Source organism: Rugamonas rubra, from assembly GCF_900114705.1.
Taxonomy (GTDB): domain Bacteria; phylum Pseudomonadota; class Gammaproteobacteria; order Burkholderiales; family Burkholderiaceae_D; genus Rugamonas; species Rugamonas rubra.
In genome coordinates, this window is sequence record NZ_FOTW01000004.1 from 252,382 (window position 1) to 277,540 (window position 25,159).

Below are 25,159 nucleotides of genomic sequence, written 5' to 3' on the forward strand. Positions count from 1 at the left end.
CATGGAAGATTCGTATGTGAACATCAAGCTGAGCATCGATGAAAAACGGGCTCTTGCAGCAAAGCGACCCGCGATCGTCGTTGTCCGATTCGTCTTCCTGGCCGCGATCTATGCCTGCCTCGCCTACGCCGGCTTGCGCGTGGATTCGCTATGGCTTTGGATCCCCATCTGGATCGTGCTGGGCGCGATCCTGGGTGGGCTGAACCTCATCGCCCATGAATGCGTCCATTCCTCGTTCTCGAACTCGGCGAGAATCAACCGCGTCGTCGGTTCCGTCCTCATGGCGTCGAACTTTTTGAACTTCACACTCCATCGGGGCTACCACCTCAAGCACCATGCGCACACCACGCAGGAGGGCGACACCCAGAACGAGATCGGCTTGTACGGCTATCGCACGTTGTCGCAGTATCTGAAGGATTTGCTGTCCTGGTCCAGCATATTCAATTCCTTCTTTTACAACGAATGGAAATACAGCGTTCTGGCCTTCCTGGGCAAAAAAAGCGCCTTCTTCAACACCAAGGATGCCGATCTGGGCAAGGTGCGGACCGACTTCTTCGTCATGGTCGCATGGTGCGCCGCCCTCGGCTATCTCGCGTACAGCAATTTCTGGCCTGTGCTCTACACATTCCTGGTGCCCATCGTATTTTTCTTCCCGTTCATCCTGTACGTCATCAGCCTGCCGGAGCACTACAAGGTCAATAGCGGCGACAACGCGATCCAGAACACGCGGACCGTCAAGTCGAACTGGCTGGCACGCATGATATTTTGGAATATCAACTACCACACCGTCCATCACGCGTTTCCATATATTCCTTTCTACAACCTGCCGAAAGCCCACAAGCTGCTGGAGAACGACTTGCTGTTTTATGAGCCGAGCTACATCGGTTTTCATCTGAAGGTGTTCCGGGACCTCAAGCAAACAGGGCGAACCGAAAGGGAAGCGGCGTGAACAAAGCGATGGAACGTTTCATCCAAAGTCTTTCGGACAGCGAGACAGTGCCGGCCGACTTTCATTTCGTCAGTCCGGAAGAGGTCGGCGGCAACGCCGGAAAGTACGCGCAGATCATCGCCGCCATCGTCAACGAGTGCTATGGCTCGGAGTATCCGGCGCCCACCCGCGACAGCAGCTACCTGGTGAGCGCCTTGAACGGCAAGTCGCAGCTCAGCGCCGTCTGGTCGCTGAATCCGCAAACCCGCGATGCGGACCAGTACGGCACCCTTTCGCTGTACGACGCGGGTTTCCCCTTCGGGCCGAACATCGGCGAGCTTGGGAAAAGCGGCTCGCCCAGCGACGGCGGCGCGAAGTATGGCTTCGCGCTCTTTGAACGGCACTGGAGGGAGAGCCATGCCAGGGGCTTGAAGTACCGTAGTTTCTTTTGTACTTCGAGGAACTGTGGCAGCCGGCCGGCCAAGGAGGGGCGGGTGCGCGCCGGCGCGGCGGTGCGATATCTGGTTGCGCGGGTGATGCGGATGACGCAATGGGGCTACGCGCCCTGGTACCTGATGCCCGACACCGGCTCGGGCTCCTACGAGCTGCTCGATTTCTTCGTCCGCTTGCCGGACGACGTGGATCGCCATCCGTCCATCGCCTCCACCACGGTCCATGTCGCCAGCGCCGCGGCGGCCAGGTTCGTCGAGGGCGTCTTCACCAGCAACTGGGGCTTCTCTCCGCGGCTTGCCGAGCGCCGCGACGCGGCGCCGGCGCCGCCGGTCGGATGGAGCTTGCTTGAAGAGGACTATCAGCAGCAAAAAAATCCGGTCAAGCTGCTGGTCGGCCCGGGCAAGGAAACATTCGAGGCGGCCTTTGACAGGCTGGAAAACCTGGCCGGCAGCACCGCCGTGGTCGTCCTGCCCCTCACGGAAGCCTATCTGGCCGCCCAGGCGACAGTGGAAGGCCGTGGCTACACCTTGTGCGCCGTGTATCCCCCCACGCGTCTGGACGCTCCGGTTCAAGGCATGTGGTGTCGTCTGAATTCGTCGAACCCGATCATCCCGCCCAAGCACCAGGGAAATCCGGATGGCGCCTGCAGCCCGTGGCTGTCCGGCTACATCGACGAGTTGCTGGCCGCGTTGGTCGAGCATAGACGTGCATGAGGCCGGACCCGCGCGCCCATCCCCCCGAATCACAGGAATAGACTAATGCGGAATGTTTACTTCGGAATGTTCAACCACCAGCTTGGCGAAGCCTTTCCGGTGGAAGGCTTGGCCCAGCTGTCCGGGCGGGACGAATTGCGCGCCGGCATAGCAAAATGCGGCTTCCGCCACTATCGCCGCGCCGCGAAGTCGCCCGCGCAGCTGGCCCGGTCCTGCGTCGAACAACTGTTCGACAAGCATCCGTCGCTGGCGAATCAAATCGACACCATTGTTTACGCCAGCCTGACCTTGCGCGACAGCGAGTTTTACAACGAGCAACTGGGGGATTGCCTGGTGGGCCTGGGTTTGGAGCAGGTCAACATGGTGGGTCTGTTCTCCTCGGAGTGCGGCAACCTGGGCAGCGCGTTGCTGGTCGCGCAGAGCCTGATCCGCAGCGGCAAGGCCGGCACCATCCTGGTGATCTCGGCCGACGTCTGTCTTGACGAGAACAAACGCATCATCGATGAAAACGTCGTGGTGAGCGACGGCGCCAGCTGTTTCATCGTGAACTCCGATCCCGGCAACGATTTCCAGCTGGTGGACACGCTGCAACGGAGCAATCACCGGCTGCGCCTGGAGACCTCGGGCACCTATTTGCCGCGCTACCTGAAGCTGTCCACGGACGGGATGAAGGACTGCGTTGAAAACCTGCTGGCCGGCCATGCCACCAGCCGCGGGCAAATCAGTGCCTTCGTGACGGGCAATTATTCCATGCCCGTGCTGGCGATGTTCAGCTATGTCGCCGGCCTGAAGAGCGCGCTGCATTTCAAGGGCGACGTCGCCGGCACCGCCCATGCCTACGCCTGCGACATCGCGATCAACCTGCAGCGCCTGCTGACCGAGTCGCCCCCCGCCCCGGGCGACAAGCTGCTGTGCCTGGCGACCGGATCGAGCACCTGGTTCGCATCGTTGCTGGTGAAGACATGAGGTATTTTCCGGCCGCTGGCGCCGCCACACGCCGCCGTTCAAAACGGCCGGCGCACATCGAAGCTTTAGCAGAGGACAATTCGAATGACTTCCACCGTCAATGAGCTCCATGGCATGGCCGGGACCCTGGAACAATTGTTGCTGGACCGCGAAACGGGATGCGACGGGAACACCGCCTACCGCTTTATCATGCGCGCCGACGGCGAGCCCGTCGAATGGAGCTACGCCACCCTGGTGGCGCGCGCGAAGACCATCGCGGCGGCGCTCCAGCGCCGCAACTTGGCGCGGGAACGGGTGCTGATCCTGTGCTCCATCGGCGAGGACTATGTCTCCACGCTGTTCGGATGCCTGCTGTCCGGCGCCATCGCCGTGCCCTGCACGCCGATCAAAGCCTCGCGCAACCAAAGCAAGATCCTCCAGATCATACAGAACTGCGGCCCCGGACTGATTGTGTGCGACCAGCCGTCCGCGCCGAAAATGCGCACGCTGCTCGATTCATTCGGACTGTATGAGATCGAAGTCGTCGATCCGGTGCAATTGTCGGACGAGGACAACGTTTGGCGGCGCGCGAACATCGCGGCGGACGACATCGCGTTCCTGCAATACACGTCGGGCTCCACCAGCGCCCCCAAGGGCGTGATCGTCACGCACGCCAACATTCTCGCCAACCTGGCGGCGATCACCGGCAAATTCGGCCTGACACGCGCATCCCGCGGACTGGTCTGGTTGCCGCCCTATCACGACATGGGTTTGGTCGGCGGCATCCTCAACCCGCTGTTCGTCGGCTATCCGGTCACCTTGCTGGCCCCGCTCCTTTTCATACAGAAACCGCTGCGCTGGCTGGAACTGGTCAGCCGCTACCGCATCACCGCCAGCGGCGGCCCGAACTTCGGCTATCAAGCCTGCGTCGACCGGATACAGGACGCCGATTGCGCCGACCTGGACCTGCGCTGCTGGCAACTGGCCTTCAACGGCGCCGAAAGGGTCAACGCCGCAACCCTGGAGCGGTTCACGGCCAAGTTCGCCCGCTGCGGGTTTGACGGACGCGCGCACTATCCCACCTACGGCATGGCGGAGGCCACGCTGATGATCAGCGGCGGCGTGCAAGGCGAGGCTTTCCGGGTCGAGCGGCACATCGCCGGCGGCGGGGAGGGCTGGTCGCGCGACGTGGTGTGCTGCGGTTCCGTGATCGACGGGCACGCCTTGCTGGTGGTCGACGCCGACAGCGGAGTGGCGCTCGGCGAGGGCGGCGTCGGCGAAATATGGTTCTCCGGGCCGAGCGTCGCGCGCGGCTATTGGAACGCCGACAACGCCGCGTTCGAAGGCGCCCTGGCCGATCGCCCGGGGCGCTTCCTGCGCACGGGCGATCTGGGCGTGCTGATCGACGGCGAGGTGTATCTGCTGGGCCGGGCCAAGGAAATGGTGGTGCTGCGCGGAGCGAACTATTTCCCGACCGATCTGGAAAACGCGATCCGCGTGTCGCACCCGGCCTTGAATCCCGACGGCATCGTGGTCTTTTCCTGCGCCGCGGAGCTCACCGAAAGGCTGGTGGTGGTGGCGGAGTTGAAGCGCAACGCCAAGGAGGTCGTCGACAGCGAGGTCCGGACGCGGATCGTCGCCGCCATGGTCGAGGAATACGACATCGCCCCGGACGAGGTGGTCCTGCTCGACCAGGGCGCGATGCAACGGACCTCCAGCGGAAAACTCATGCGCACGGCGATGAAAAAAAGTTACCTGGAAAAGCGGCCCGCCAACACCTGAGCCGGCCGCCGTCGTTTCGACCACAACGTTCTATAAGTTCAATTGACAAGATGAGACACTATATCGGTATTGCCTGCACCGGCCACGAGAACGCCCTGGCCATCGTCGACTCGTCCGGCGAGATCCTGTTCGCCGAGGCGACCGAGCGCTTCCTGCAAAACAAGCGGGCCGTCAACACGCCGGCCGACGACCCGCTGCGCATCCGCGACCTGATGGAAAAGTACTGCGCCTCGAGCGAAGAGATCGTCGTCGCCAAAACCTGGAGCCAACTCTCCGCCGCCAAGATGCAGGCCGACGCGGCGCGGATCTTCAAGGCGGTCGCCGGCGCCGATCCGGTGGCCGACCGCGACTGGATCAACCGGGTCGTGTTCCACGCCGGCCTGTGGGACAAGCTGATCGGGCCGAACCGCCAACTGGCCGGCAACGGCGTGGAGCGGTATTGCAATATGCAAGGAAAGAAATTCATTTCCCGCGCCTACGACCATCATCTGACCCACGCCGCCTACGCCTGCTTCACCTCGCCGTTCGAGCGGGCGGTCTGCGCGGTGTTCGACGGCTACGGCGAGGGCGTGCACAGCAGCTTCTTCCGCTACGCCGACGGCCGGCTCGCGCTGATCGAGCACGAGGCCTCGCCGAACAACTTGTTCGGCTCGCTGTCCAGCCTCGGCCTCTACTACGGCTATACCATCTGCTCCCTGTTCGGCTTCGACATCGTCAACGGCGAGGAATGGAAAGTGATGGGCCTGGCGCCCTACGGGAAACTGGACGGGGAGCTGTATGCGATTCTGCAGCGCCACATCCATGTCGACGGCTTGAACCTGGTCGTCGGCGAACACGCCGCCGCCTCCTACCGGCAACTGCGCGCCTACGCCCGCCGGCCCGGCCAGACCTATCAGGACATGGCCGACATCGCCCACACGGCGCAACATCATTTCAACGAGTTGATGTTCGGGGTGTTGCGCCACCTTCACGGGCTGGGCATATCGGACAACCTGGTCCTCGCCGGCGGCTGCGCGCTGAACTCCACCACGAACGGACTGGTCGAGGCGGCCACCGACTTCCGGCACCTGCATGTCCCGCCCGCGCCCTCCGACGACGGCAACGCCGTCGGCGCGGCGCTGCTGGCCTTGCAGGAGGATGGCGGCGGCGTGCCGGCGCGGCGTTTCCACAGCCCCTATCTCGGCTCGGCCATCGAGAAAAAGGAACTCGACCTGTTCCGCAAGAACGCCGCTCGGCTCGGCCGCGTCGAGATCGCGCCGGAAAACATCTGCCGCTACGTCGCCGCCGAGCTGGCCAAGGGCAAGGTGGTGGCCTGGGTCCAGGGCCGGGCGGAATTCGGTCCGCGCGCGCTGGGCAACAGGTCCATCCTGGCCGATCCGCGCAATGCCGCGATGAAGGGCAAGATCAACGCCATCGTCAAGTTCCGGGAAAGCTTCCGTCCGTTCGCGCCCTCCGTGCTCGATGAATTCGGCGAGCGCTACTTCGAGAACTATTCCAGCACCCCGTATATGGAAAGGACGCTGACCATACGCGCCTCGCGCCGCGCGGAAATCGCCGCGGTCTGCCATGCCGACAACACCGGCCGTCTGCAGTCGGTGCGGCGCGAGTGGAATCCCCGCTTCTACGATCTGATCAGCGCCTTCAACGAGATCACCGGCACGCCGATGCTGCTCAACACCAGCTTGAACGTGATGGGCAAGCCGATCGTCCACAGCGCGGCCGACGCGATCAGCGTTTTCCTGTCGTCCGGCCTGGACCTGCTGGTGATCGACGACGAGGTGTTCCAAAAAGACGAAGAGGTATCGGCGTGATACCGGCGGCCGCCCCGGCGCCAGCGGGCGCCCGAGCGCCCGCGTACTCCGCGCACGGCGTCGACGCCATCGCCGGCGCGCGGGCGGCGGACATGCGGCGGGTGTGTGAAACACTTGCCGAAGAACCCGTCACGGAGTACCGCCTGTTTCTCGCCCAGGGTGTCGCGGCGTTTCTCGACCAGCGCGGCGGCGGGACGGACAGCGGCCTCGACGGGGCGGCCGAGGCCGCCGCGCGCGCCCTGTCGGCGTGCGTGCGGGGCGCGCGCCACAACGAGCCGCTGCTGATCCATCTGCAACTGATGGCCTGCGTTTGCGAGCGGCTGTTGGTCCGCGTGGCCGACGTCAGAAATTTCTCCCGGCCCATGATGCATCCGCTGTTCTCCCTGGTGGAGAATTTCGACCATCTATCGATCTCGGCGACGCTGAAAGCGTTCATCCTGGCCGAGAAGCCGACGTTCAAGCATACGCGGACGCTCGATTCCTACCTGTCCGACCTGTGCATGGAGGATGAATCCTACCTGGCCGCGAGCATTCCCTTGGCCTTGTCGGCGCTGGCCGTGGAGCGGCTGCCGGAGATTTTCGGCTTCACCTACGCGCTGTGGCGCGCCATGGCCCGGGTCGCCCGCGACACGCCCGAGGGCGAATACTATGGACGGCAGTACCGCCGCTTGTCCGCCGCGCTCGAATGCATGGAGCGGCAGGGCGGCGGCGCGGCGGCGCTGTCGCGCGCCTTGGAACGGGGCGCGCGCACCCTCGCGTTCTGCCTCGGCCTGCTGGAGGAGGCCAGCCGTGGGAACGCGGCGCGCTCGGCGCGGCGGGCGGCGCAGATCATGCGGGAAAAAAGCCAGTTCGCCCTTATCCACCACGAGAAGGTCATGCTGGGCGGGCGGCGCCTGGTGGAGCTGTTCACCGACGCCACGGCGTCGGGCGCCGCCATTCTCGACGCGCTGGAGGCGTCCGATTGGATAGACCCGGACGCCGTCGACGAGAGCAGGTTCTTCAAGCGGCTGCTCGGTGTCGGCGGAAAGATGCACGGTGTGTTCAGCCAGGTTGAAATCGACGCGCTGAAAAATTATTTCAGGTCGAAGCGCCACGCCCGGCAGGACACGCCGCATTCCACGGCGCCGTCCGAATTGCTCCAGTTCCTGAGCCGCCACGCGCGGGCGGTGCTCGAGGCGCCGCCCGGCGCCGGCGGGCCGCCCGTCGACCACCGCGCGGCGTACTATTCGACGATCAACGCGGAGTGGCGGCCCGCCGGCATCGCCGACGCGCAACATGTCGTCCACGCCGTCTTCGCCGAGTTCGACAAGTGCCGCCCGGCCCTGGAGAGGGATGTGGAGATGCGGGCGTTTCCCTATTCGAGCGAGGCGTTTGAACGGCGCGTCGAGGAGATCTATTATTCCCAGTCCAGGCAGACCAAGTCCTTGAACCTGGCCGTGGACGACGACGCCCTGGCCGCGATCCATCTCGCTTTCGCCCCGTTCGCCATGGTCGACGGATGCTGGCTCAAGAATATCAGCGCCGCCAACCGGGGCGACCGCGCCGGCGAATTGCTGTTCTCGATATTCGCCGACGAGATCGGCAACGGGATCGACGCGGCGAACCACGCCAACATCTATCAGCGGCTGATGGGCGATTTCGGCTTGGCGCTGCCGCCGCCGTGCCACGCCGGCTTCGCCGCCGACCAGCGGATTCCGCACCAGGCGTTCAAGGTGCCCGCCTTCCTGGTCGCCATCAACCTGCGCCACACCGAATATTTCCACGAAATACTGGGGCTGAACCTGGCCATCGAAATGTCCGGTCTGGACGGCTTTTACGAGGCGATGATCGACAACCTGGAGCGCAGAAAAATGCGCGCCGATTTTTGGCGGGTGCACGTGTCGGCGGACAACTTCTCCACCGGGCACGCCAGGCAAAGCGTGCATCTGATCCAGCACCACATGGGCAGGATCGAACGCTATGCCGGGCGCGAGGAGTCGGTGCTGGTCTGGAACAGGATCTGGCGCGGTTTCTTGACGATGATCTATCTATTCCGGATTGAACTGGCCGTCCTGCTGTCTCAAAAGAAAATCAACCAAACCGTGGCTTAAGCGATGGCGATCATAGAAAAATATTCCTCACCTCTTCTCCACGATTCCGATTTCGACTTCGGCGGAAGGCGGCTCCGGTACTCGCTTGAATCCCGCCAGCAAGACCGGGCCGACGCGCCGGCCGTGGTCTGCGTCCACGGCATCACGCGCACCCGGCACGATTTCCGCTTCCTGGCGTCGCGCTTGGAACGCGGGTTCGCCACCTACGCGCCGGATTTGATGGGGCATGGCGAGAGCGAGTGGCTGGGCGAAGGGCTGGTTTACCGCAAGGAGATGTTTCTCGCCCAGCTGTCCCACTTGCTTGGGCGGATAGGGCAAAAAAGGCTGGGCTATGTCGGCACCTCCTATGGCGGCCTGTTGGGCATACTCCTCGCGGCCGAGCCCGACCGCCGGATCTCGTGCCTGGTCCTCAACGACACGGGGCCGGGGCTGGATCCGGCGCTGTTTGAAAAAATGGCGAAAATGATCAGCTACTACCCGGTCTTCGGCTCCATGACATCGGCCGGGGTGTGGGTGCGGGCGGCGATGAAGCAGAGCGGCGGCGCGTCCGACGAGATGTTCGACCATTTGCTGCGGCATGGCGTCCGGCAAATCGGCCCGGACAAGTTCAGCCTGGCCTACGATCCGGCGCTCCCCAAGCTCTACACGGAACAAGGGCAGCGGCCGGCCGATATCTGGGATGTATGGGAGAAAGTGAAGTGTCCGGTATTGGTGGTGCACGGCAGGCACTCCCAGGTGCTCACCACGTCCATGCTCGAACGCATGAAGGCGACCATGCCCGGCATGGAAGTTTTCGAAGTGCCCGACGCCGGGCATTTCCCCCACCTGATGAGCGTCGACCAAACCCGGTATGTCGAAGACTGGCTGGCCGCGCATTTACAAGCACAACATTAATATTTCAGAAGGAGATAACCCATGGGTAATTTAGTCGCGGAACACGCAGTACTCGACGAGCAAGCGATCGCGCGGTGGCTGGTCGGCCACCTGTCCGGCAAATTGGACCTGGCGCCGGAGCGGGTCGACCCGGCCATGACGTTCGCCGAGCAGGGCGTCGATTCGATGATGGCCATCGTGATGTCCGGCGACCTGGCGGAATGGTCGGGCCGCAATATCGATCCAACCGTCCTCTACGAGTACCCGACGATCGCCGCGCTGGCGAAATACGTCTCCACGCTGGGTGGCGCCGGCAAGCAACCATAACGACACATGGAAAAGATGGATACATTTAAACAGCTGCACCAGGCGCGCCTGCGCAGGTACGACTATGTGCTGGGCCGGCTCTTCGTGGCGTTGCCGGTCATCGGCCTGATCGCGGCGGTCGCGCTGCTGTTCGCCGATTGGCGGATCGGCTGGCTGGAGATACTGATGTGCCTGGGGATGTATTTGTTCACGATGATGGGGATCGAAGTGGGTTTTCACCGCTGCTTCGCGCACCGGGCCTTTCGCGCCACCCCCGGCCTCGAATGGGTTCTCGCCGTGGCCGGTTCGATGGGGGGGCACGGCCCGTTGATCTGGTGGGTGACCACCCATCGGCGGCACCACCGCTTTGTCGACACGGCGGACGATCCGCATACCCCGAACAGGAACCTGGACGGGCTCTGGAAAAACTTGCAGTCGTTCCTGTATGGCTACGTGGGCTGGACCATCGATACCGACGTCAAGCTCAAGGAGGGGTGGCAGCAATTCGGCACGGACCTGTACAAGAACCGCATCTTGTTCAAGGTGCATTCCAATTTCGCCATGATCGCGCTGGCCGGCATCCTGATCCCGGCCGTGGTTGGCGCGCTGGTTCGGCAGTCCGTGGAGGGCGCGCTGATGGGCTTGTTGTGGGGCGGACTGGTCCCTGTTTGCATCACGCAGCATCTGTTTTGGATGATCAACGCTTTCGGGCATCGCGTCGGCAGCCGGCCCTTCAGCAACAAGCTGGTCGGCCGCAGCACGAATTGCTGGTGGCTGGCGTTGCCGACCTTCGGACAGGGATGGCACAACAACCATCATGCCGACCCGGCCGCCGCCAGCACGCAAAAAACGTGGTGGCAGCTGGACCCGGGCGCGTGGCTCATCCGCCTGTTCGTCCTGTGCGGCTGGGCCGCCAAGCCAAACTGGCGTTGACCCGGCGCGCCCTTCCGGCGCCGCGGGAGCGGTGCCGCGTTATCGCCCCACGGCCTCGTTCAGCGCGGCCAAGCGCCGCACATAGTCGCCGATGACGGCATCCACGATGGCGTCGTAGTACACCGACGTGTTGTAGGCGACAACAAGGGAGAAGTCGCCGCCGGCGGCGGGTGGCGTGACGGTCACCGCGAGTTCGTGCTTGACGCTGCCGTAGTGGACCTGTTCCACGGCCTCCGCGTTCAAGCCCGCGAATGGCAGTTCATCCCGCGCCGGCGCGCGGTGGAAACTGAAGCAGACCTGCACCGGCGGCGTGCCGACCCGGCGGCCGTGCAGATCCGCGACGGCCATGATGGCGGGCAACGGAACGGCTTCGTGCGCCAGCGCCTGTTGAAGGGAGCCGGCGTATTTCGCCATCCTCGTGCGCCATGGCTCGCCCTCGTCGCGCCGCAGGCGAACCGGCAAAAGATTGGCGATCATTCCGACGGTGTCGTGGAATTCGCTTTGCGCACGATTGGCGACTTCCGTGCCGATCAGGAAATCGCTTGTGCCGCTCAGTTCCCCCACCAGCTCGCTGAAAACGGAGAACATCAGCTGGAACGGCGTCACGCGCAAGCGCTCCGCGGCGGCCCCGATCAGCGCCCAGTTGGAATACGGCAGGGAAAGACGGCGTTGCTTGCCGCCGAAGGTCTTTTTCGCGCTTCTGTGCTTGGCGCCGCGCAGCTCCAACAACGCGCCGGCTCCCCGCAGATAGTCGCGCCAAAAATTGATCGATTTTTTGCACGCGTGCGAGTTCAACCAATGCCGTTCGTGCGCGCAAAATTTTCTGAACTGCGAGCAGTCGGGCGGGGATGGCCGGTGCTTGGCCGAGGTCCGGATAGTGTAAAAGTGCGCCAGTTCCCGCTTGAGTATTTTCGACGACCACTCGTCATGGAGAAAACGGTGCTCGACCTGGCGCAACACATGCTCGGTATCGCCGATTTCGGTCAAGCTCCAGCAAATCAGCGGCAACTTTTCCGGATCGAATTGAACCGGCATGCCGCCCGCCGCCGGCGCCGGCGTCGCCCCCGGCCGGGCGCCGGCATCGACCTTGTCAACATGCAGTATCGCGGTCCACGGGGGATGGATGGTTTGTACCGCGCCGCCGTTGGCGTCGACGCGATAGGTGGTGCGTAGCGCCTCGTGCCGGGCGACCAGATCGGACAGGGCGGCCTCCAAGGCCACCACGTCCAGCCGGCCTTTCAGCACCAGCGCGCTGTGCGCCTGGTCCGCCGTATCGGCGGGATCGTAATTGTGCTCGTGGATGAGGACTTCCAGATTCGACGGGGCGGGGACGATGCTCGCGGGATGAAGGATGCATTCCAAACCGCCGGCCGGGCCGGGTATCGGGCTTCTTTCGGTGAATGCGATATGTTCGCCAATCTTTGCGGCCGCCCTGCCGGCCGCATGTCCGGACCAATGTTTGTTGCGCCGAGATCCGATATTCTCTTCAGGGTCCAAGGCAAAGCCTCCTTCTTGTGGGTGACGCTTCGTCCATCGTCCATCGCTCGTCGCGATATCTTAGGCGCCGTCCGGCGCGAAGCCTGCTGTCCATCCGGACAGTTATCAACGGCGCGCGGCTGGATTATGTTTTCCACTTGCCGCCGCAAGCGCTTGTTCGCTGGCGGCCCGCATCCGAAAAACCCTGGGTGCCCCGCCGCCCGTGCCGCCCCGGCTATGTGGCGGGGTATCGAATCCTTACTTGAAAACAGAGGAAAATTCATGCTCCTACACGCGGTGAACCGAATGGCGGTCGCAATCGCCCTGGCCTCGTTGGCAACCGGCGCTCTGGCCGACGACAACGCGAGCCGGGAAAAGGGCGGCGGACCGCTCAGGCACGCGCTGATGCCCGACTATCCCGATGTGGTTGGCGAATATGTGCAAATCCCCGGCGCCCGCCAGGCCGATGACATCCACGTCATCGCAACGCCCGAGGAATTCAACACCGCGACCTTCCTGCGCGTGCGCTCCGCGCTCGATGGCGTCAAGCCAAGAAAGGCCAACGCGGTCATTCTGGCGATGCCGGGATTCTCCAGCACGCCAGGGAACTGGATGTATTTGGCGTCGCAACTCGTCCACAAGGCGAACCGGAAAAAAAACGCCTGCAAGGACGGCGATAAAATCGTCGATTGCCGGCTCGAAGTGTGGATCGTCCAGCGCCGCGGCGCCCACCTCGCCGATACGCTGGGCGCGCGCCGGGCGATCGTGCAAGACGAGCCGTTGGCGGCGGTCGCCTACTATTTCGGCGAATCGATCATGGGCAGCGACGGCCGGACCGCCCTGGATGGACGTGGCAAGTTTCCCGTCGTCGGGCCCAAGCTGCTGACGGGCCGTCCCGACGCCACCTGGCGTCCGCTTGAGCAAGGCGACCTGGGCTTTATCGCGGATTGGGGCGTGGAAACCTTTGCAGGCGACGTGGACCGCATGCTGGCCTTGATCGGCCAGGAAGCCGACACCAAGAACGTGTTTCTGGCGGGGCACTCGCAGGGGGGCAGCTTCACCAGTGTCTATGCCGGCCGCCTGCGGCCCGACCGCACCCGCGGCTACCAGCATCTGGCGGGCATTGTGATGTTGGACGACGCCGGCGCCTACGGCACCCCCGGCTTGCCGTCGGAGGCGCAGAGGACGGCGCATCAGGCGGCCATTGACGCGTTGCGGGACGGCAGCCGCCCGGTCTACACCGACGCCACCGGCCTCAACCTGGCCTCCGGCCCCGCCGCCGGGGCGCGCGAGTTGGCCAGCACGCGTTACTACGCGAGGGAAAATCCCCGCGCCGAGTCCTTGTTCGCCCCCCGCCAGACGGGCATGATCACGGCGTCGGCCGGCTTTCCGGGAACCACCGCGGCCAGCGCGAACGCCTTCCTGGGCCACATCCGCCTGTCGCATCTGGCACGCGCGGGCATGAATTTCGATACCAGCCCCACCAGCGCGGCGTCGCTGCCCTTGCAGGTCAACCTGCAGGAGCCCCTGGTCATAGCCGTGGGCGAGAGCCTTGGTTTGCTCAACTTCGAACCCGTGCCCGCCACGGAGCATCACTGCGACAGCACTTCGCCGCCGGACCGCTGCGTCCCGCTGCTCTCGCAAATCGACGAGGAGAAAATCTATGGATGGACGGAGGCGGGCGGCGGCTCCGTCATCCCGCCGGCGCAGAAGGTCGGCGTCGGCAAGGCCGCGCAGTTTATGAAAGGGTATGCCTGGACCAGCAATCGCACCAACATCCGGCCAGTCACCTATCGCTTCCCGGTCAGCGGCACCGTGTCGATCGACGCGCGTGAAATTGTCACCAGCAACTGGTATCCGTCGGAGCGCTATGAGCTCGAGATGAAGCTGGTCAGCGCCGGGCCGACTTTCACGTTCGATTACAAAGGGGTCAATCTGGACATCGATAAGAGCCTGATCGACATTCCCTTGTACTACGCGAACCAACGGCCGGTGTCGTCGACCGTCCCTTCGGTCTTCCCCTTGGTGACGGACTATACCAATATTGGCGCCACGGGCACGGTCCAGTCGCCGGCCGCGGCGGCCAAGTCCCCTATATCGGCGAGCATCAACACCCGATATTACAAGCACACCGACTTCGTCGCCGCCGACGACTCCCTGGGTGAACGAGCCTTTGCGCCTGCCCCGGGCATGCCTGGAAGCAGCCTGGTCGCTAACACCCTGGTCGACTGGGTTCTGGCGCGGACAGGCGGCAAAGCCGCACGCGTGCCCACCCCGCGCGAACTCGGGGTGGCCCTCAGCCGTTGACGTCAAAGGCCGCGCGCCGGGGCGGCCGCCCGCGCCGGCGCCGCGCCGCAGCCGTCAATGGCGCCGCGCCAGCAGGTCGGCGCGGCGGGTCAGGTCGCGCAGCACCATGCGGTACAGCTCGTCGCCGAGCACGCCGTCCTCGTTGCTGGCGTCGATGTTCGGATTGTCGTTGACCTCGATCACCACCGGCCCCCTGGCGCTCATCTTCATGTCGACACCGTACAGGCTGTCGCCGATCAGGCGCGCGGCGCGCACGGCGTGGTCGAGGATATCGGCCGGCACCGCCTCGAGCGGCACGGCGCGGCTCAGGCCGAACTCCGCCTTGCCGTCCATGCCGCGCTTGGCGACCTGCCAGTGGCCCTTGGACATGTAGTACTGGCTGGCGAAGATGGCCTCGCCGTTGAGCACGCCGATGCGCCAGTCGAAGTCGGTGTACAGGTACTCCTGCACCAGGATCAGCGACGATTGCGCCAGCAGCTCGCGCGCGGTGCGCTCGAACTCGGCGCGGTCGGCCACCTTCGACACGCCGCGCGAGAAGGCGCCGTCGGGCACCTTCATCACCATCGGATAGCCGATCTCCCGCTCCAGCCATTGCGTGTCGCCCAGCTGGCCGGCCTGCAGCACGTAGGTGCGCGGGGTGGGGATGCCGTTCAGGCGCAGCAGGTCGGCCAGGAAGATCTTGTTGGTGCAGCGCAGGATGGAGGCGGCGTCGTCGATCACCGCCAGGCCCTCGCTCTCGGCCTGCTTGGCGAACAGATAGGTGTGGTGGTTGATGGCCGTGGTCTCGCGGATCAGCAGCGCGTCGTGGCGGGCCAGGCCGGCGAAGTCCTTCTTCTCGATCAGCGCGACGTGGATGTCGAGCTCGCGGCCGACGCGGATGAAGTTGTCGAGCGCGGCGCGGTTGCTGGGCGGCAGCGCCTCGTCCGGGTCGTGCAGGATGGCGACGTGGTGGCGCGCGCCGCGCCGCGCGCTGGCGGGCAGCGCCGGCGCGTCCGGCTGGAAGGCCTGCAGGGCGGCGCCGAACAGGGCGTGGCGGTGCGGCTCCAACGCCGCCACGTTGAGCACGCGCAGCGCGCGGATGTGCCAGTCGCCGCCGTGTTCGCCGCCGCGCTCGAACTCGGCGCGCATGGCCGGCGCCGGGAAGGTGGCGAAGATGCGCCGCGCCAGAGCGTCCAGCGGGGCGAAGTCGGCGCTGCCGAAATGGATATCCATGGCGAACTCGGACGGCATGGGGCGGCAGTCGGGGCCGCCCAGGGCGCGGTTCAAGGCATGGTCGAGGTCGTCGATCTCGTGGCTGTAGGCGGCCTTGCGCGACAGGTCGTTGATGGTCTTCACCGAGGGGTAGACGCGGTGTCCGCGGGCCTCGGCCAGCAGCGAGCAGTAGTAGCCGAGCGACAGGTATTTGTAGCTGCGGCACAGGTTGACGATGGTGGTGCCCGGCGCCAGTGTCGGCGCGGCGGCGTCGAGGAAGTCGGCGGCGGTCATGCAGGTGGCGCCCGGCGCCAGCGCCTGACCGTCCTGCGCGCTTTCGACCAGCAGCAGGCGGCGGCTGCCGGCGCGCGGGCGCGGCATGGGGGGCGGGTTGGCGGGCGGTTCGTCGTCGCCTTTGCTGGGTTGTTGGACCGCTTGGAGCGGCGCGGGTGCGGCGGATAGTTTGGTGGTAGTCATGAGTGGACCGGTGGATGCGCTCGCGCGCGAACGCCCTGTTAGCGGCACGGGCGGCCTGGGTTGAAGCGTCGGTGTGGTTCGTCGTTGTGTTTCGTTACTGTACCGGGACGGCTGTAAAAACCGTGCAAAGAAAGCGCCCGGTTTCATAAAAATTGAGTAAGCGCGGCCGTGGCGGGCGGCGCGGCGCGCCCGCCGCGCAGGCGGCGCTAGCGCGCGCCCGCCAGCGGCTTCTCGAGCCGGTGGGCGTGCATGCCGTCCTCGTAGTAGTCGGCGTACTGGCCGAAGATGCGGTAGTCGCGGCTGTGGAACAGGCCCAGCGAGGCCTGGTTGTCGTGGCGGATTTCCAGCCGCAGGCGGTCGCAGCCACGCTCCCGCGCGGCCAGTTCGGCGCGCCGCAGCAGCGCCGCCGCCACGCCCCGGCCGAGGAAGTCGGGATGGGTGGCGATGGTGTACAGCCGCGCCACCGAGCTGTTGGCGCGGAACAGCAGCATGAGGTAGCCGCGCGGCGCGCCGACGCGGGCGTCGAGCAGGGTCAGCGTGTTGCCGTGGCCGAGCAGGTGGCGGAAGCTGCGGCGGCTGATGCGGTCGCCGGCGAAGCTGGCGTTCTCGATGCTCAGCAGGGCGGTGATGTCCTGGGCGGTGGCGATGTGGATCAAGTCGGTTCTCGTTCGATGGTGTCAGTGCGGCGCCGGCAGTTGCAGGTCGAGCGCCAGGTTCAGCGCCAGCAGGCTGACGCGCGGCTCGCCGACCCGGCCGGCCGGTTGCGGCGCGACGCTGGCCGCCAGCAGGCTGGCCACGGCGGTCGGGCTGGCGCGCCGCGTCGCCGCCACGCGCGCCACTTGTTCGTGCGCGGCGCTCAGCTCGAGGCCGGCGGCGTGGCCGGGCGGCGGCGCGCCGTTGCGGCCGGCCTGGAAGTACAGCTGGGCGAGGCGCGTCGTCGGCGGCGGCGGCGGCAGTTCGCGCTGGCTGCGCTGGCGCGCCGGCGCCGGCGCGTCGGCCCGCGTCAGCTGGGCCACGGCGCTGGCTGCCCACAGCGCGGCGGCCAGGCACAACAGGCACAACAGGCGCTGGCCGGTGCGCCGCGCCAGCGACGGCGGCGCGCGGCGCTTTGGCGGCACCGTGGTGCCGCTGTCGCAACGATGTGTCTTCATGTCACGCCCCCCGTGTTGGCTGTCAGTGGGAGAAAGCTTAGCGGGATGCGGCTAAATATTTTGTAAAGAGTTGCGCGTCGGGCGTATCGGATGCGTAAAAACGCCGCCCGGCCGGCGCGCCCGCTCAGGCCACGCGCATCAGCAGCAAGCCCTTCAGATAATCGCCTTCGGGGAAGCTGGTCATCAAGGGATGGTCCATGCCGGCGTGCATGCGGCGCAGGATGCGGGCGTTGACCTTGGCGTCGGTGGCGGCGCCGGCGATGATCTTCTGGAACAGCTCGGCGCTGATCGCGCCCGAGCAGGAGTAGGTGAACAGCAGGCCGTTCTCGCGCAGCAGCTGCAGCGCCAGCAGGTTGACGTCCTTGTAGGCGCGCGCCGCGCGCTCGACCTGCTGCGCGGAGGAGGCGAACTTGGGCGGGTCGAGTACGATCAGGTCGAAGCTGCGGCCCTGTTGGCGCATCTGGCGCAGCAGGCCGAACACGTCGGCGTCGCACCAATGCGCCCTGGCGGGATCGAAGCCGTTCAGGTCGAAATTGCGTTTCGCCAGGGCCAGCGCGTCGCCGGCCGAGTCGACCGAGGTGACGCCGGCGGCGCCGCCGCGCATGGCCGCCAGGGTGAAGCCGCCGGTGTAGCAGAAGCAGTTGAGCACCTCGCGTCCCTTGGCGTGCTGCATCACCAGTTGGCGGTTGTCGCGCTGGTCGATGTAGAAGCCGGTCTTGTGGCCGGTGCGCACGTTGACCGCGTAGCGCACGCCGTGCTCCTCGATGTGGATGTGTTCGGGTGGCGCCGCGCCGGCCAGCACGCCGGTGGCCTTCGCCAGGCCCTCGCGTTCGCGCACCGAGGCGTCGGAACGCTCGTAGACGTTGGCGCAGCCGGTCTGCGCCACCAGGGCCTGCACGATCTCGCCCTTCCAGCTGTCGACCCCGGCCGACTGGAACTGGCAGACGAGGTGGCCGTCGCGGCCGCCATACCAGTCGACCACCAGTCCGGGGAAGCCGTCGGCCTCGCCGAACACCAGGCGCACCGCGTCGGTGCCGTGCACGTTGGCGGCGCGGTAGGCCAGGGCCTTGCCGATCTGTTTGCCGATGAAGGCCGGGTCGACCGCTTCGTCGTCGAAGGTCCACATGCGGGCGCAGATTTTCGAACTCGGATTGTAGGCCGCGCGGGCCAGCAGCTCGCCGCTGGCCGAGCGCACCAGCGCGGTGGCGCCGGGCGGGGGGGCGGCGCCCGCCTGGCCGTCGACGCGAGCGATCGAGGCGGGGAAGATCCAGGGGTGGCGCCGCAGCAGGCTTTTTTCCTTGCCTGGCTTGAGAGTGAGAGTGAGCATGTGGGATGGACGGGAGGGTTGCTGGCGCTTGCGCTGGGCGCCATGGATCAATGGGATGGCTGTGGCGGCTGCGCCGGCACCGGCGGGGCACGGCCCGGGCCCCCTGGCGGAAATATACCGGCGAAGGCATAAACGCCGCGTAAATTGCCGGGCTTATCCCGTCAAGATTGTGTAAATCCGCGCCCCGCCTCGACGTTTCTTCGCGCATCTATATACCGCCCATACGACTTCGGCCGGATCTTTTAGAAAATTTTTACAGTCGAACTGTTAACCTTTTCAGTACATAAACACTTAGTCGGAAGGTCGTCATGCGCTTTCCCCTGCTGCCGACACGGCGTCGGCGCGCGGCCGTCCGGCCCTGTCCGCTGTGCATCGTCCACCTGGACATCGCGGCCGAATCGCTCACCACCCTGCGGCAGATCGTCTTCCGTGTCGCCGGCGACGCGCTGCGCTTCGTCCGTGCCGAGGCCTATCAGCACAACAGCAGAATGCGCGTCGCGCTGTGCCTGACGGAGGCGGCGGCGGGCGCCGTCGTCGACGCCGTCGGGCGGTTTTTACCGGACGCCAGGCTGTGCCGGCTGGCGCCAATCACACTGACTCAAACGGAGGGAAAGACAGCATGATCATCGCCATCGTCAATCAAGCGGGCGCCCGTCGCAGGGGGCTTGTCGCCAACAAGCTGGCGGTGCTGCGCACCCGCAGCGGCCGCAAGGTGCCGCTGGCCGACGCGTTCGACTGCGGCCAGGGGCGCTGCGCCTGCGCCGCCGCCCGGGCTATTTGACTAGGTGCAGCGCAGGGGCGCCGCCGCGCCAGTCGCCGCGCAGCAGGCCGTACAACTGCGTGTCGTGCTTCTTGCCGTCGACGATCCAACGTTCGCGCAGACAGCCCTCGTGGCGGAAGCCCAGTCTTTCCAGGGCCGCCACGGAGCCGGTGTTGCCACGGTTGACGTCGGCCTCGATGCGGTTGAGGCCGAGCTCGCCGAAGGCGTGCTCCAGCAGCGCGCGCATCGCCTCCGACAGATAGCCTTGGCGCCAGTAGGGTTTGGCCAGCAGGTAGCCGAGGCTGGCGCAGCCGTGCTGCGGCACGAAGGCGTAGAGGGCGCAGCTGCCGATCAGTGCGCCGCTGGCGCTGTGCTCGATCGCGCAGTGCAGGGCGGCGCCGCTGGCGTAGTCCGCCCCGGCCTCGGCGATGGCCGCCTCGGCCTGGTCGAGCGTGGTCCATGGCGCGTGGTTCCAGTAGCGCATGACCTCGGGGTCGGCGTACAGCTCAAGCAAGGCCTTGGCGTCGCGGTCCTCCAGCAGGCGCAGCCTGATGCGCTTGGCGGTGAGATTGAAGGTGGAATGCATAGGCGGGGGCGGGCGAAAGGGATGGGTTGGTGCTGCGTTCGGCGTGCGCCGACGGCGCACTGCCGATGACGGCCGGCGGCGGCGGTATGTTAGTCGCGCCTTCGGCGAGCAGCAGGGAGATCACGGTGTACCAAAGCAGGACCACGGCGGCGATCATGGCCGTCCAAAACACGGCGTAGCCGTTCAGGCCGTGCCTGTCCTGGCCCGCCGCGTTGTCGTGGCGGACGCGGCGAACCCGGCCGCGGTTGTGTCGATGGTAGCGTTCCTGGTTCATTTGCAGCATGGCGTTGGGCTCCAAGGTCGGGAAGGAAGACAGCGATGACGCCGCCGCCCGGTGCGGCCGGATCGTGGCGGCGTGGACATGCGCTTTGTGCGTCACTTGGAATGTTAGCGGTCTGGACGTAAAAACGTCATAAACAGTGCGTCCGTTCTTGTATACGCCGCGTAAATATTGTTCGCGCTTGAGTCGCTGCGGGTGCCATCAATGCTGGCGGCCGGTTTGCTGGAGGTGGTTTTTATGCCGTGTATGCGCGCCGGGCACAACTCTTTACACCAATTTTAGACGCGCCTGGCTAAGCTGATCGATACCGAAATCAAACAGGGGCGAGGGCGTATGAGTGGACATTCTTCTTTCGAGCACGGCGCCGCCAAGGTGTGGCGCGAACCGGACCGCTGCGCGCGGCTGGCGCGGGCGCGGCGCGCCAGCCGTGGCATCGCCTATCTGGTGGTGACCATGGTGGCGGCCGGTATGTCGCTGCATGTGCTGCTGGCTTGGTGGGGCGCGGGGCGCTGATTGAGCGTTGACCCCGCACCGCAGGGTCAGACCCGAGGGTCTGACCCTTTTGCCGTGTAGCGGACTAGGGCGTCGACGGCCTACTTGCTCAGCGTGCGCATGGCCTGTTCCAGCCCGCTGATGGTCAGCCCGTACATGCGGTTGTTCATCAACTGGCGGATGATGGCGACCGACTGGCGGTACTGCCACAGCTGCTCCGGCTCCGGGTTGAGCCAGACGAACTTGGGGAAGGCGGCGGTGAAGCGCGCCAGCCAGGCGGCGCCGGCCTCCTCGTTGTTGTACTCGACCGAGCCGCCCGGCTGCAAAATCTCATACGGGCTCATGGTGGCGTCGCCGACGAAGATCAGCTTGGTGTCCGGCGGGTACTTGCGCAGGATGTCCCAGGTCGGAAACCGCTCCGAGTTGCGCCGCCGGTTGTTCTTCCACATGTAGTCGTAGACGCAGTTGTGGAAGTAGAAGAACTCCATGTTCTTGAACTCCGTCTTCGACGCCGAGAACAGCTCCTCGGTGCGCTCGATGTGGTCGTCCATGGTGCCGCCGACGTCGAACAGCATCAACACCTTGACCTTGTTGCGCCGCTCCGGCCGCATCTTGATGTCGAGGAAGCCGGCGTTGTTGGCCGTGGCGCGGATGGTCGCGTCGAGCGCCAACTCGTCCTCGGCGCCCTCGCGGGCGAACTTGCGCAGGCGCCGCAGCGCCACCTTGATGTTGCGCGTGCCCAGCTCGCGCTCGGTGTCGTAGTCCTTGTAGGCGCGCGCCTCCCACACCTTGACCGCCGTGCGGTTGCCGCCCTTGCCGCCGATGCGCACGCCTTCGGGGTTGGTGCCGCCGTTGCCGAAGGGCGAGGTGCCGCCGGTGCCTATCCACTTGCTGCCGCCCTCGTGGCGCTCCTTCTGCTCCTTGAGCAGCTCGGCCAGGCGGTCCATCAGCTTGTCGTAGCCGAACTTCTCCAGCTGCGCCTTCTGCTCCTCGCTCAGCTCGCGCTGCATGCGCTTGACCAGCCAGTCGAGCGGGATCGCGCCGTTGTTGTCGAAGGCGGCGTTGATGCCCTTGAAGTACTGGGCGAAGGCGCGGTCGAACTTGTCGTAGTGGGCCTCGTCCTTGACCATGGTCAGCCGCGACAAATAGTAGAAGTCGTCCATCGACGGCGCGATGACGTTCTTCTGCATCGCCTCGAGCAGGGTCAGGAACTCCTTGATCGACACCGGGATCTTGGCGTCCTTCAGGGTGAAGAAAAAATCGATCAGCATGGCGTCAGCGGTTGGTGCGCGACATGTAGACCAGGCGCTCGAACAGGTGTACGTCCTGCTCGTTCTTGAGCAGCGCGCCGTGCAGCGGCGGCACCACGGCCTTGCTGTCCTGGCTGCGCAGCGCCTCGGCCGGGATGTCCTCGGCCAGCAGCAGCTTGAGCCAGTCGAGGAACTCGGAGGTCGACGGCTTCTTCTTCAGGCCGGCCACGTCGCGCACCTCGTAGAAGGTCTGCAGCGCGGTGGCCAGCAGCTCCTTCTTCAGGTTCGGATAGTGCACCGCGACGATCTGCTCCATCGTGTCCTTGTCGGGGAATTTGATGTAGTGGAAGAAGCAGCGGCGCAGGAAGGCGTCGGGCAGCTCCTTCTCGTTGTTGGAGGTGATGATGACCAGCGGGCGGTGCTTGGCGACCACCATCTCGCGCGTCTCGTAGACGTAGAACTCCATGCGGTCCAGTTCGCGCAGCAGGTCGTTGGGGAACTCGATGTCGGCCTTGTCGATCTCGTCGATCAGCAGCACCACCGGCTCGGGCGCGGTGAAGGCCTGCCACAGCACGCCCTTGACGATGTAGTTGTGGATGTCGCGCACGCGCTCGTCGCCCAGCTGGGAGTCGCGCAAACGCGACACCGCGTCGTACTCGTACAGGCCCTGCTGCGCCTTGGTGGTCGACTTGATGTGCCACTGCATCAGCGGCATGTTCAGCGCCGCCGCCACCTCCTCGGCCAGCATGGTCTTGCCGGTGCCCGGTTCGCCCTTGATGAGCAGCGGCCGTTGTAGCGTCAAAGCCGCATTCACGGCCAGTTTTAAGTCGTTGGTGGCGACGTAGTTGTCGGAGCCTTGGAAGCGTTGGGCCTGGGCCGGTTGTGCGTGCATTGGGACGGTCTCGCAGAGTGTTGAAGTAGCGCCGAGTATATGCCAGAACCGGCCCGGCGCGCAGTCCGGCGGCCGTGCGGTGGCGGCCAGAATCCATGTGGACTCTAAGAATGTTATTGAGTTAGAATCGGACTCTGATAGTACAACAAGCATGTTTTTGCGATTTTTGATAGGGCATACATCAATTATTTCGCAATTGCGGTCTCCGATTCCCCATTGATTAGCTTGCCACCACCATGAAAAAAATCTACGCACTTCTCGTGCTCGCCGGCGTCGCCAATGCCGCCTCCGCGGCAGACATCGTTGGGGACGCCAAGGCCGCCCCGGCAAAGATTGAAATGTGCATCGGCTGCCACGGCATTCCGGGCTACAAGGCGACCTTCCCCGAAGTGTTCCAGGTGCCGATGATTGGTGGCCAGTCGGCCAAGTACATCGAGAAGGCCTTGAAGGCCTACCAAAAAGGCGACCGCAAGCATCCGTCGATGAAGGGCATCGCCGCCAGCCTGTCCGACCAGGACATGGCCGACATCGCCGCCTACTATTCGCAGCAGCCTGCCCAACACACCGCGGCGAAATGAAGGAGACCACGATGAAAAAACTGATGACCGCACTGTTCCTGTCCGCCGTGTCGCTGTCCGCCATGGCCGGCGGCAGTATCGAAAAAGGCAAGCAACTGGCCGACAAGTACACCTGCTTCACCTGCCACGGCAAGGACTTCAACACGCCGATCTCGCCCGACTATCCGAAGCTGGCCGGCCAGCACAAGGACTACCTGGAGCACGCGCTGACCGCCTACAAGCGCGGCGACGGCGCCAACGGCCGCAACGACGGCACCATGACGCTGCAGGTCAAGGCGCTGAGCCAGCAGGACATCAAGGACCTGGCGGCCTATCTGCACAGCCTGCCGACCACGCTGGTGACCCACCGCTGACGCGCGACACGGTCGCTTGTGAACAAAAAGCCACGCTAGCGTGGCTTTTTTTCGTCTGCGTTTTCGCGTCGCGGCCTAGCCGCGCGCGCGCCGCCGCACCGCCTCGACATAGCTCTCGGTGTCCGGCGGCAGGCCGGCGCGCTGCGAGGTCCAGATCATCTGGCCCAGGCACTCCATCACCTCGTGATGGGCGGCGTGCTCGGAGTCGAGCCGGCGCGCCAGCTCCTGGCAGGCGGCGCGGATGCCGCGCGGCTGGTCGATCGACAACTGCTCGCTGATCGACAGGTGCATAGCCAGGTGCAGGAAGGGGTTGGCCTGGCCGCCCTCGACCGAGTAGTCGCGCGCCAGCGCCGCCTCGACGTCGCGCAGCGCCTCGTCGTATTCGGGGTGTTGGACGATCCAGTCGGCCGCCATGGCCTCGATCGGGCTGAGGATTTCCTTGGCGTGGTGCTTGCGGTGGGCGTCGCAGAAGAAGCGGCGCACGTCGTCGGAGGAGGGTGTGAACATGGTCGTGTGCTGGTGAGGAAAAGGCAGGCGCCATTGTACCCCCTGGAGAAAATGTGTAGGCTGACAGGGTGTTTCCGTTCCCCAACCAACCTTTGCTGGAGCCGACATGCTCAACGACACCGCCCTCGACACCCTGTTCTACGCCGCCCGCACGCACAACGGCTGGCAGCCGCGCGAGGTCAGCGACGCCCAACTGGAGCATCTGTTCGACCTGCTCAAGTGGGCGCCGACGGCGGCCAACTCATCGCCGGCGCGGCTGGTCTTCGTCAAGGGCGCCGAGGCCAAGGCCAGGCTGCTGCCGTGCATGGCGCCGGGCAACCAGGCCAAGGTCGAGCAGGCGCCGGTGACGGTGATCGTCGGCATGGACATGGAGTTCTACGAAAAGCTGCCGCAGCTGTCGCCGGCCGTCGACGCCCGCAGCTGGTTCGTCGGCAACGCCAAGGCGATCGCCGACACCGCCTTGCGCAACTCCTCGCTGCAGGGCGCCTACCTGATCATGGCGGCGCGCGCCATCGGCCTGGACTGCGGGCCGATGTCCGGCTTCGACGCCGACAAGCTCGACGCCGCCTTCTTCGCCGGCACGCCGGTGCGCGCCAACTTCGTCTGCAGCCTGGGCTACGGCGAGCCGGCCAAGGTGCGCCCGCGCGCGCCCCGGCTGAGCTTCGCCGAGGCCTGCCGCATCGTCTAAGCCCGCAACC

General features: G+C 65.4%; 26 protein-coding genes. 16 read left to right on the forward strand and 10 right to left on the reverse strand.

All coding sequences use genetic code 11. The features are described from left to right. Position 1: 1 nt before the first annotated feature. From BM252_RS01160 to BM252_RS01200, 9 genes are all read left to right on the forward strand, one after another. Positions 2 to 949, forward strand: coding sequence for a fatty acid desaturase family protein (locus tag BM252_RS01160; protein WP_093382477.1), 948 nt, complete (start codon positions 2 to 4; stop codon positions 947 to 949). Continuing rightward, positions 946 to 2,094 (forward strand): hypothetical protein, encoded by a 1,149-nt coding sequence (locus BM252_RS01165; protein WP_093382480.1) that lies wholly within the window; start codon positions 946 to 948, stop codon positions 2,092 to 2,094. Before BM252_RS01160 ends, BM252_RS01165 begins: the two co-directional genes overlap by 4 nt. A gap of 45 nt (positions 2,095 to 2,139) precedes the next feature. Beyond that, the gene (locus tag BM252_RS01170) at positions 2,140 to 3,060 is read left to right on the forward strand and encodes a beta-ketoacyl-ACP synthase (protein ID WP_093382483.1); all 921 of its coding nucleotides are present in this window, start codon (positions 2,140 to 2,142) and stop codon (positions 3,058 to 3,060) included. Positions 3,061 to 3,144: 84 nt separating this feature from the next. Next, on the forward strand, positions 3,145 to 4,821 hold the full coding sequence (locus tag BM252_RS01175; RefSeq protein WP_245774024.1) for a fatty acyl-AMP ligase: 1,677 nt from the start codon (positions 3,145 to 3,147) through the stop codon (positions 4,819 to 4,821). A 50-nt stretch (positions 4,822 to 4,871) separates the two neighbouring features. Further along, complete coding sequence (locus BM252_RS01180) at positions 4,872 to 6,632, forward strand: carbamoyltransferase family protein (RefSeq protein WP_093382486.1); 1,761 nt, start codon at positions 4,872 to 4,874, stop codon at positions 6,630 to 6,632. After that, complete coding sequence (locus BM252_RS01185; RefSeq protein WP_093382489.1) at positions 6,629 to 8,722, forward strand: iron-containing redox enzyme family protein; 2,094 nt, start codon at positions 6,629 to 6,631, stop codon at positions 8,720 to 8,722. Before BM252_RS01180 ends, BM252_RS01185 begins: the two co-directional genes overlap by 4 nt. Positions 8,723 to 8,725: 3 nt before the next feature. Then, on the forward strand, positions 8,726 to 9,616 hold the full coding sequence (locus BM252_RS01190; protein WP_093382492.1) for an alpha/beta fold hydrolase: 891 nt from the start codon (positions 8,726 to 8,728) through the stop codon (positions 9,614 to 9,616). Between the two features lie 21 nt (positions 9,617 to 9,637). Continuing rightward, on the forward strand, positions 9,638 to 9,922 hold the full coding sequence (locus BM252_RS01195; protein WP_093382495.1) for an acyl carrier protein: 285 nt from the start codon (positions 9,638 to 9,640) through the stop codon (positions 9,920 to 9,922). Between the two features lie 6 nt (positions 9,923 to 9,928). After that, positions 9,929 to 10,834 carry an acyl-CoA desaturase gene (locus BM252_RS01200; RefSeq protein ID WP_093382498.1) on the forward strand — a complete coding sequence of 302 codons (906 nt, stop codon included), beginning with the start codon at positions 9,929 to 9,931 and terminating at the stop codon, positions 10,832 to 10,834. A gap of 39 nt (positions 10,835 to 10,873) precedes the next feature. Here the strand turns inward: BM252_RS01200 and BM252_RS01205 are convergent, their stop codons facing one another. Beyond that, entirely contained in the window at positions 10,874 to 12,331 is a 1,458-nt protein-coding gene (locus tag BM252_RS01205) for a condensation domain-containing protein (protein WP_174900374.1), read from the reverse strand. Between the two features lie 261 nt (positions 12,332 to 12,592). Between BM252_RS01205 and BM252_RS01210 the strand changes: the two genes are divergently transcribed. Then, entirely contained in the window at positions 12,593 to 14,617 is a 2,025-nt protein-coding gene (locus tag BM252_RS01210; RefSeq protein ID WP_245774025.1) for an alpha/beta fold hydrolase, read from the forward strand. A gap of 54 nt (positions 14,618 to 14,671) precedes the next feature. Here the strand turns inward: BM252_RS01210 and BM252_RS01215 are convergent, their stop codons facing one another. From BM252_RS01215 to BM252_RS01230, 4 genes are all read right to left on the reverse strand, one after another. After that, positions 14,672 to 16,189, reverse strand: coding sequence for a RimK family protein (locus BM252_RS01215; protein ID WP_093382504.1), 1,518 nt, complete (start codon positions 16,187 to 16,189; stop codon positions 14,672 to 14,674). 302 nt (positions 16,190 to 16,491) lie between these two features. Further along, positions 16,492 to 16,941, reverse strand: a complete 450-nt coding sequence (locus BM252_RS01220) for a GNAT family N-acetyltransferase (protein ID WP_093382507.1) — start codon at positions 16,939 to 16,941, stop codon at positions 16,492 to 16,494. 21 nt (positions 16,942 to 16,962) lie between these two features. Further along, positions 16,963 to 17,436 (reverse strand): potassium-transporting ATPase subunit C, encoded by a 474-nt coding sequence (locus tag BM252_RS01225; RefSeq protein ID WP_093382511.1) that lies wholly within the window; start codon positions 17,434 to 17,436, stop codon positions 16,963 to 16,965. A gap of 124 nt (positions 17,437 to 17,560) precedes the next feature. Then, on the reverse strand, positions 17,561 to 18,763 hold the full coding sequence (locus tag BM252_RS01230; RefSeq protein WP_093382514.1) for a class I SAM-dependent rRNA methyltransferase: 1,203 nt from the start codon (positions 18,761 to 18,763) through the stop codon (positions 17,561 to 17,563). Positions 18,764 to 19,071: 308 nt separating this feature from the next. Between BM252_RS01230 and BM252_RS01235 the strand changes: the two genes are divergently transcribed. Both BM252_RS01235 and BM252_RS30800 read left to right on the forward strand, forming a co-directional pair. Continuing rightward, a complete protein-coding gene (locus tag BM252_RS01235; RefSeq protein WP_093382517.1) occupies positions 19,072 to 19,386 on the forward strand; it encodes a hypothetical protein in 315 nt (104 codons plus the stop codon). Beyond that, a complete protein-coding gene (locus tag BM252_RS30800) occupies positions 19,383 to 19,544 on the forward strand; it encodes a hypothetical protein (RefSeq protein WP_174900375.1) in 162 nt (53 codons plus the stop codon). The genes BM252_RS01235 and BM252_RS30800 overlap by 4 nt, the downstream gene beginning before the upstream one ends. Here the strand turns inward: BM252_RS30800 and BM252_RS01240 are convergent. Together BM252_RS01240 and BM252_RS30805 are read right to left on the reverse strand one after the other, a co-directional pair. Next, positions 19,537 to 20,109, reverse strand: a complete 573-nt coding sequence (locus tag BM252_RS01240; protein ID WP_093382520.1) for a GNAT family N-acetyltransferase — start codon at positions 20,107 to 20,109, stop codon at positions 19,537 to 19,539. The two genes, BM252_RS30800 and BM252_RS01240, sit on opposite strands and share 8 nt — an antisense overlap. Then, positions 20,030 to 20,392, reverse strand: a complete 363-nt coding sequence (locus tag BM252_RS30805; protein WP_174900376.1) for a hypothetical protein — start codon at positions 20,390 to 20,392, stop codon at positions 20,030 to 20,032. The genes BM252_RS01240 and BM252_RS30805 overlap by 80 nt, the downstream gene beginning before the upstream one ends. Before the next feature lie 330 nt (positions 20,393 to 20,722). On the opposite strand from BM252_RS30805, the gene BM252_RS01245 reads away from it, so the two are divergent. Then, positions 20,723 to 20,902: a hypothetical protein gene (locus BM252_RS01245; protein ID WP_093382523.1), complete on the forward strand. Its 180-nt coding sequence runs from the start codon at positions 20,723 to 20,725 to the stop codon at positions 20,900 to 20,902. 80 nt (positions 20,903 to 20,982) lie between these two features. Here BM252_RS01245 and BM252_RS01250 read toward each other — a convergent pair whose 3' ends face one another. Continuing rightward, positions 20,983 to 22,152, reverse strand: coding sequence for a vWA domain-containing protein (locus BM252_RS01250; protein WP_093382526.1), 1,170 nt, complete (start codon positions 22,150 to 22,152; stop codon positions 20,983 to 20,985). Between the two features lie 4 nt (positions 22,153 to 22,156). Beyond that, positions 22,157 to 23,023 carry an AAA family ATPase gene (locus BM252_RS01255; RefSeq protein ID WP_093382529.1) on the reverse strand — a complete coding sequence of 289 codons (867 nt, stop codon included), beginning with the start codon at positions 23,021 to 23,023 and terminating at the stop codon, positions 22,157 to 22,159. Between the two features lie 236 nt (positions 23,024 to 23,259). Between BM252_RS01255 and BM252_RS01260 the strand changes: the two genes are divergently transcribed. After that, positions 23,260 to 23,601: a c-type cytochrome gene (locus tag BM252_RS01260; protein ID WP_093382532.1), complete on the forward strand. Its 342-nt coding sequence runs from the start codon at positions 23,260 to 23,262 to the stop codon at positions 23,599 to 23,601. A gap of 11 nt (positions 23,602 to 23,612) precedes the next feature. Continuing rightward, positions 23,613 to 23,954 (forward strand): c-type cytochrome, encoded by a 342-nt coding sequence (locus BM252_RS01265; protein WP_093383248.1) that lies wholly within the window; start codon positions 23,613 to 23,615, stop codon positions 23,952 to 23,954. A gap of 75 nt (positions 23,955 to 24,029) precedes the next feature. On the opposite strand, the gene BM252_RS01270 is transcribed toward BM252_RS01265, so the two are convergent. Continuing rightward, entirely contained in the window at positions 24,030 to 24,461 is a 432-nt protein-coding gene (locus BM252_RS01270) for a DUF1841 family protein (protein WP_093382535.1), read from the reverse strand. 106 nt (positions 24,462 to 24,567) lie between these two features. On the opposite strand from BM252_RS01270, the gene BM252_RS01275 reads away from it, so the two are divergent. Then, the gene (locus BM252_RS01275; protein WP_093382538.1) at positions 24,568 to 25,149 is read left to right on the forward strand and encodes a malonic semialdehyde reductase; all 582 of its coding nucleotides are present in this window, start codon (positions 24,568 to 24,570) and stop codon (positions 25,147 to 25,149) included. The last annotated feature ends 10 nt before the right edge of the window (positions 25,150 to 25,159 follow it).

Bases quoted from the DNA above. Each gene is read 5' to 3' on its own strand.
- BM252_RS01265 (WP_093383248.1), top strand. From the start codon at position 23,613: ATGAAAAAACTGATGACCGCACTGTTCCTGTCCGCCGTGTCGCTGTCC.
- BM252_RS01255 (WP_093382529.1), bottom strand. From the start codon at position 23,023: ATGCACGCACAACCGGCCCAGGCCCAACGCTTCCAAGGCTCCGACAAC.
- BM252_RS01190 (WP_093382492.1), top strand. From the start codon at position 8,726: ATGGCGATCATAGAAAAATATTCCTCACCTCTTCTCCACGATTCCGAT.
- BM252_RS01260 (WP_093382532.1), top strand. From the start codon at position 23,260: ATGAAAAAAATCTACGCACTTCTCGTGCTCGCCGGCGTCGCCAATGCC.
- BM252_RS01235 (WP_093382517.1), top strand. From the start codon at position 19,072: ATGCGCTTTCCCCTGCTGCCGACACGGCGTCGGCGCGCGGCCGTCCGG.
- BM252_RS01225 (WP_093382511.1), bottom strand. From the start codon at position 17,436: ATGAAGACACATCGTTGCGACAGCGGCACCACGGTGCCGCCAAAGCGC.
- BM252_RS01250 (WP_093382526.1), bottom strand. From the start codon at position 22,152: ATGCTGATCGATTTTTTCTTCACCCTGAAGGACGCCAAGATCCCGGTG.
- BM252_RS01200 (WP_093382498.1), top strand. From the start codon at position 9,929: ATGGAAAAGATGGATACATTTAAACAGCTGCACCAGGCGCGCCTGCGC.
- BM252_RS01175 (WP_245774024.1), top strand. From the start codon at position 3,145: ATGACTTCCACCGTCAATGAGCTCCATGGCATGGCCGGGACCCTGGAA.
- BM252_RS01210 (WP_245774025.1), top strand. From the start codon at position 12,593: ATGCTCCTACACGCGGTGAACCGAATGGCGGTCGCAATCGCCCTGGCC.
- BM252_RS01240 (WP_093382520.1), bottom strand. From the start codon at position 20,109: ATGCATTCCACCTTCAATCTCACCGCCAAGCGCATCAGGCTGCGCCTG.
- BM252_RS01195 (WP_093382495.1), top strand. From the start codon at position 9,638: ATGGGTAATTTAGTCGCGGAACACGCAGTACTCGACGAGCAAGCGATC.
- BM252_RS01270 (WP_093382535.1), bottom strand. From the start codon at position 24,461: ATGTTCACACCCTCCTCCGACGACGTGCGCCGCTTCTTCTGCGACGCC.
- BM252_RS01160 (WP_093382477.1), top strand. From the start codon at position 2: ATGGAAGATTCGTATGTGAACATCAAGCTGAGCATCGATGAAAAACGG.
- BM252_RS01215 (WP_093382504.1), bottom strand. From the start codon at position 16,189: ATGCCGCGCCCGCGCGCCGGCAGCCGCCGCCTGCTGCTGGTCGAAAGC.
- BM252_RS01230 (WP_093382514.1), bottom strand. From the start codon at position 18,763: ATGCTCACTCTCACTCTCAAGCCAGGCAAGGAAAAAAGCCTGCTGCGG.
- BM252_RS01245 (WP_093382523.1), top strand. From the start codon at position 20,723: ATGAGTGGACATTCTTCTTTCGAGCACGGCGCCGCCAAGGTGTGGCGC.
- BM252_RS01170 (WP_093382483.1), top strand. From the start codon at position 2,140: ATGCGGAATGTTTACTTCGGAATGTTCAACCACCAGCTTGGCGAAGCC.
- BM252_RS01180 (WP_093382486.1), top strand. From the start codon at position 4,872: ATGAGACACTATATCGGTATTGCCTGCACCGGCCACGAGAACGCCCTG.
- BM252_RS30805 (WP_174900376.1), bottom strand. From the start codon at position 20,392: ATGCTGCAAATGAACCAGGAACGCTACCATCGACACAACCGCGGCCGG.
- BM252_RS01275 (WP_093382538.1), top strand. From the start codon at position 24,568: ATGCTCAACGACACCGCCCTCGACACCCTGTTCTACGCCGCCCGCACG.
- BM252_RS30800 (WP_174900375.1), top strand. From the start codon at position 19,383: ATGATCATCGCCATCGTCAATCAAGCGGGCGCCCGTCGCAGGGGGCTT.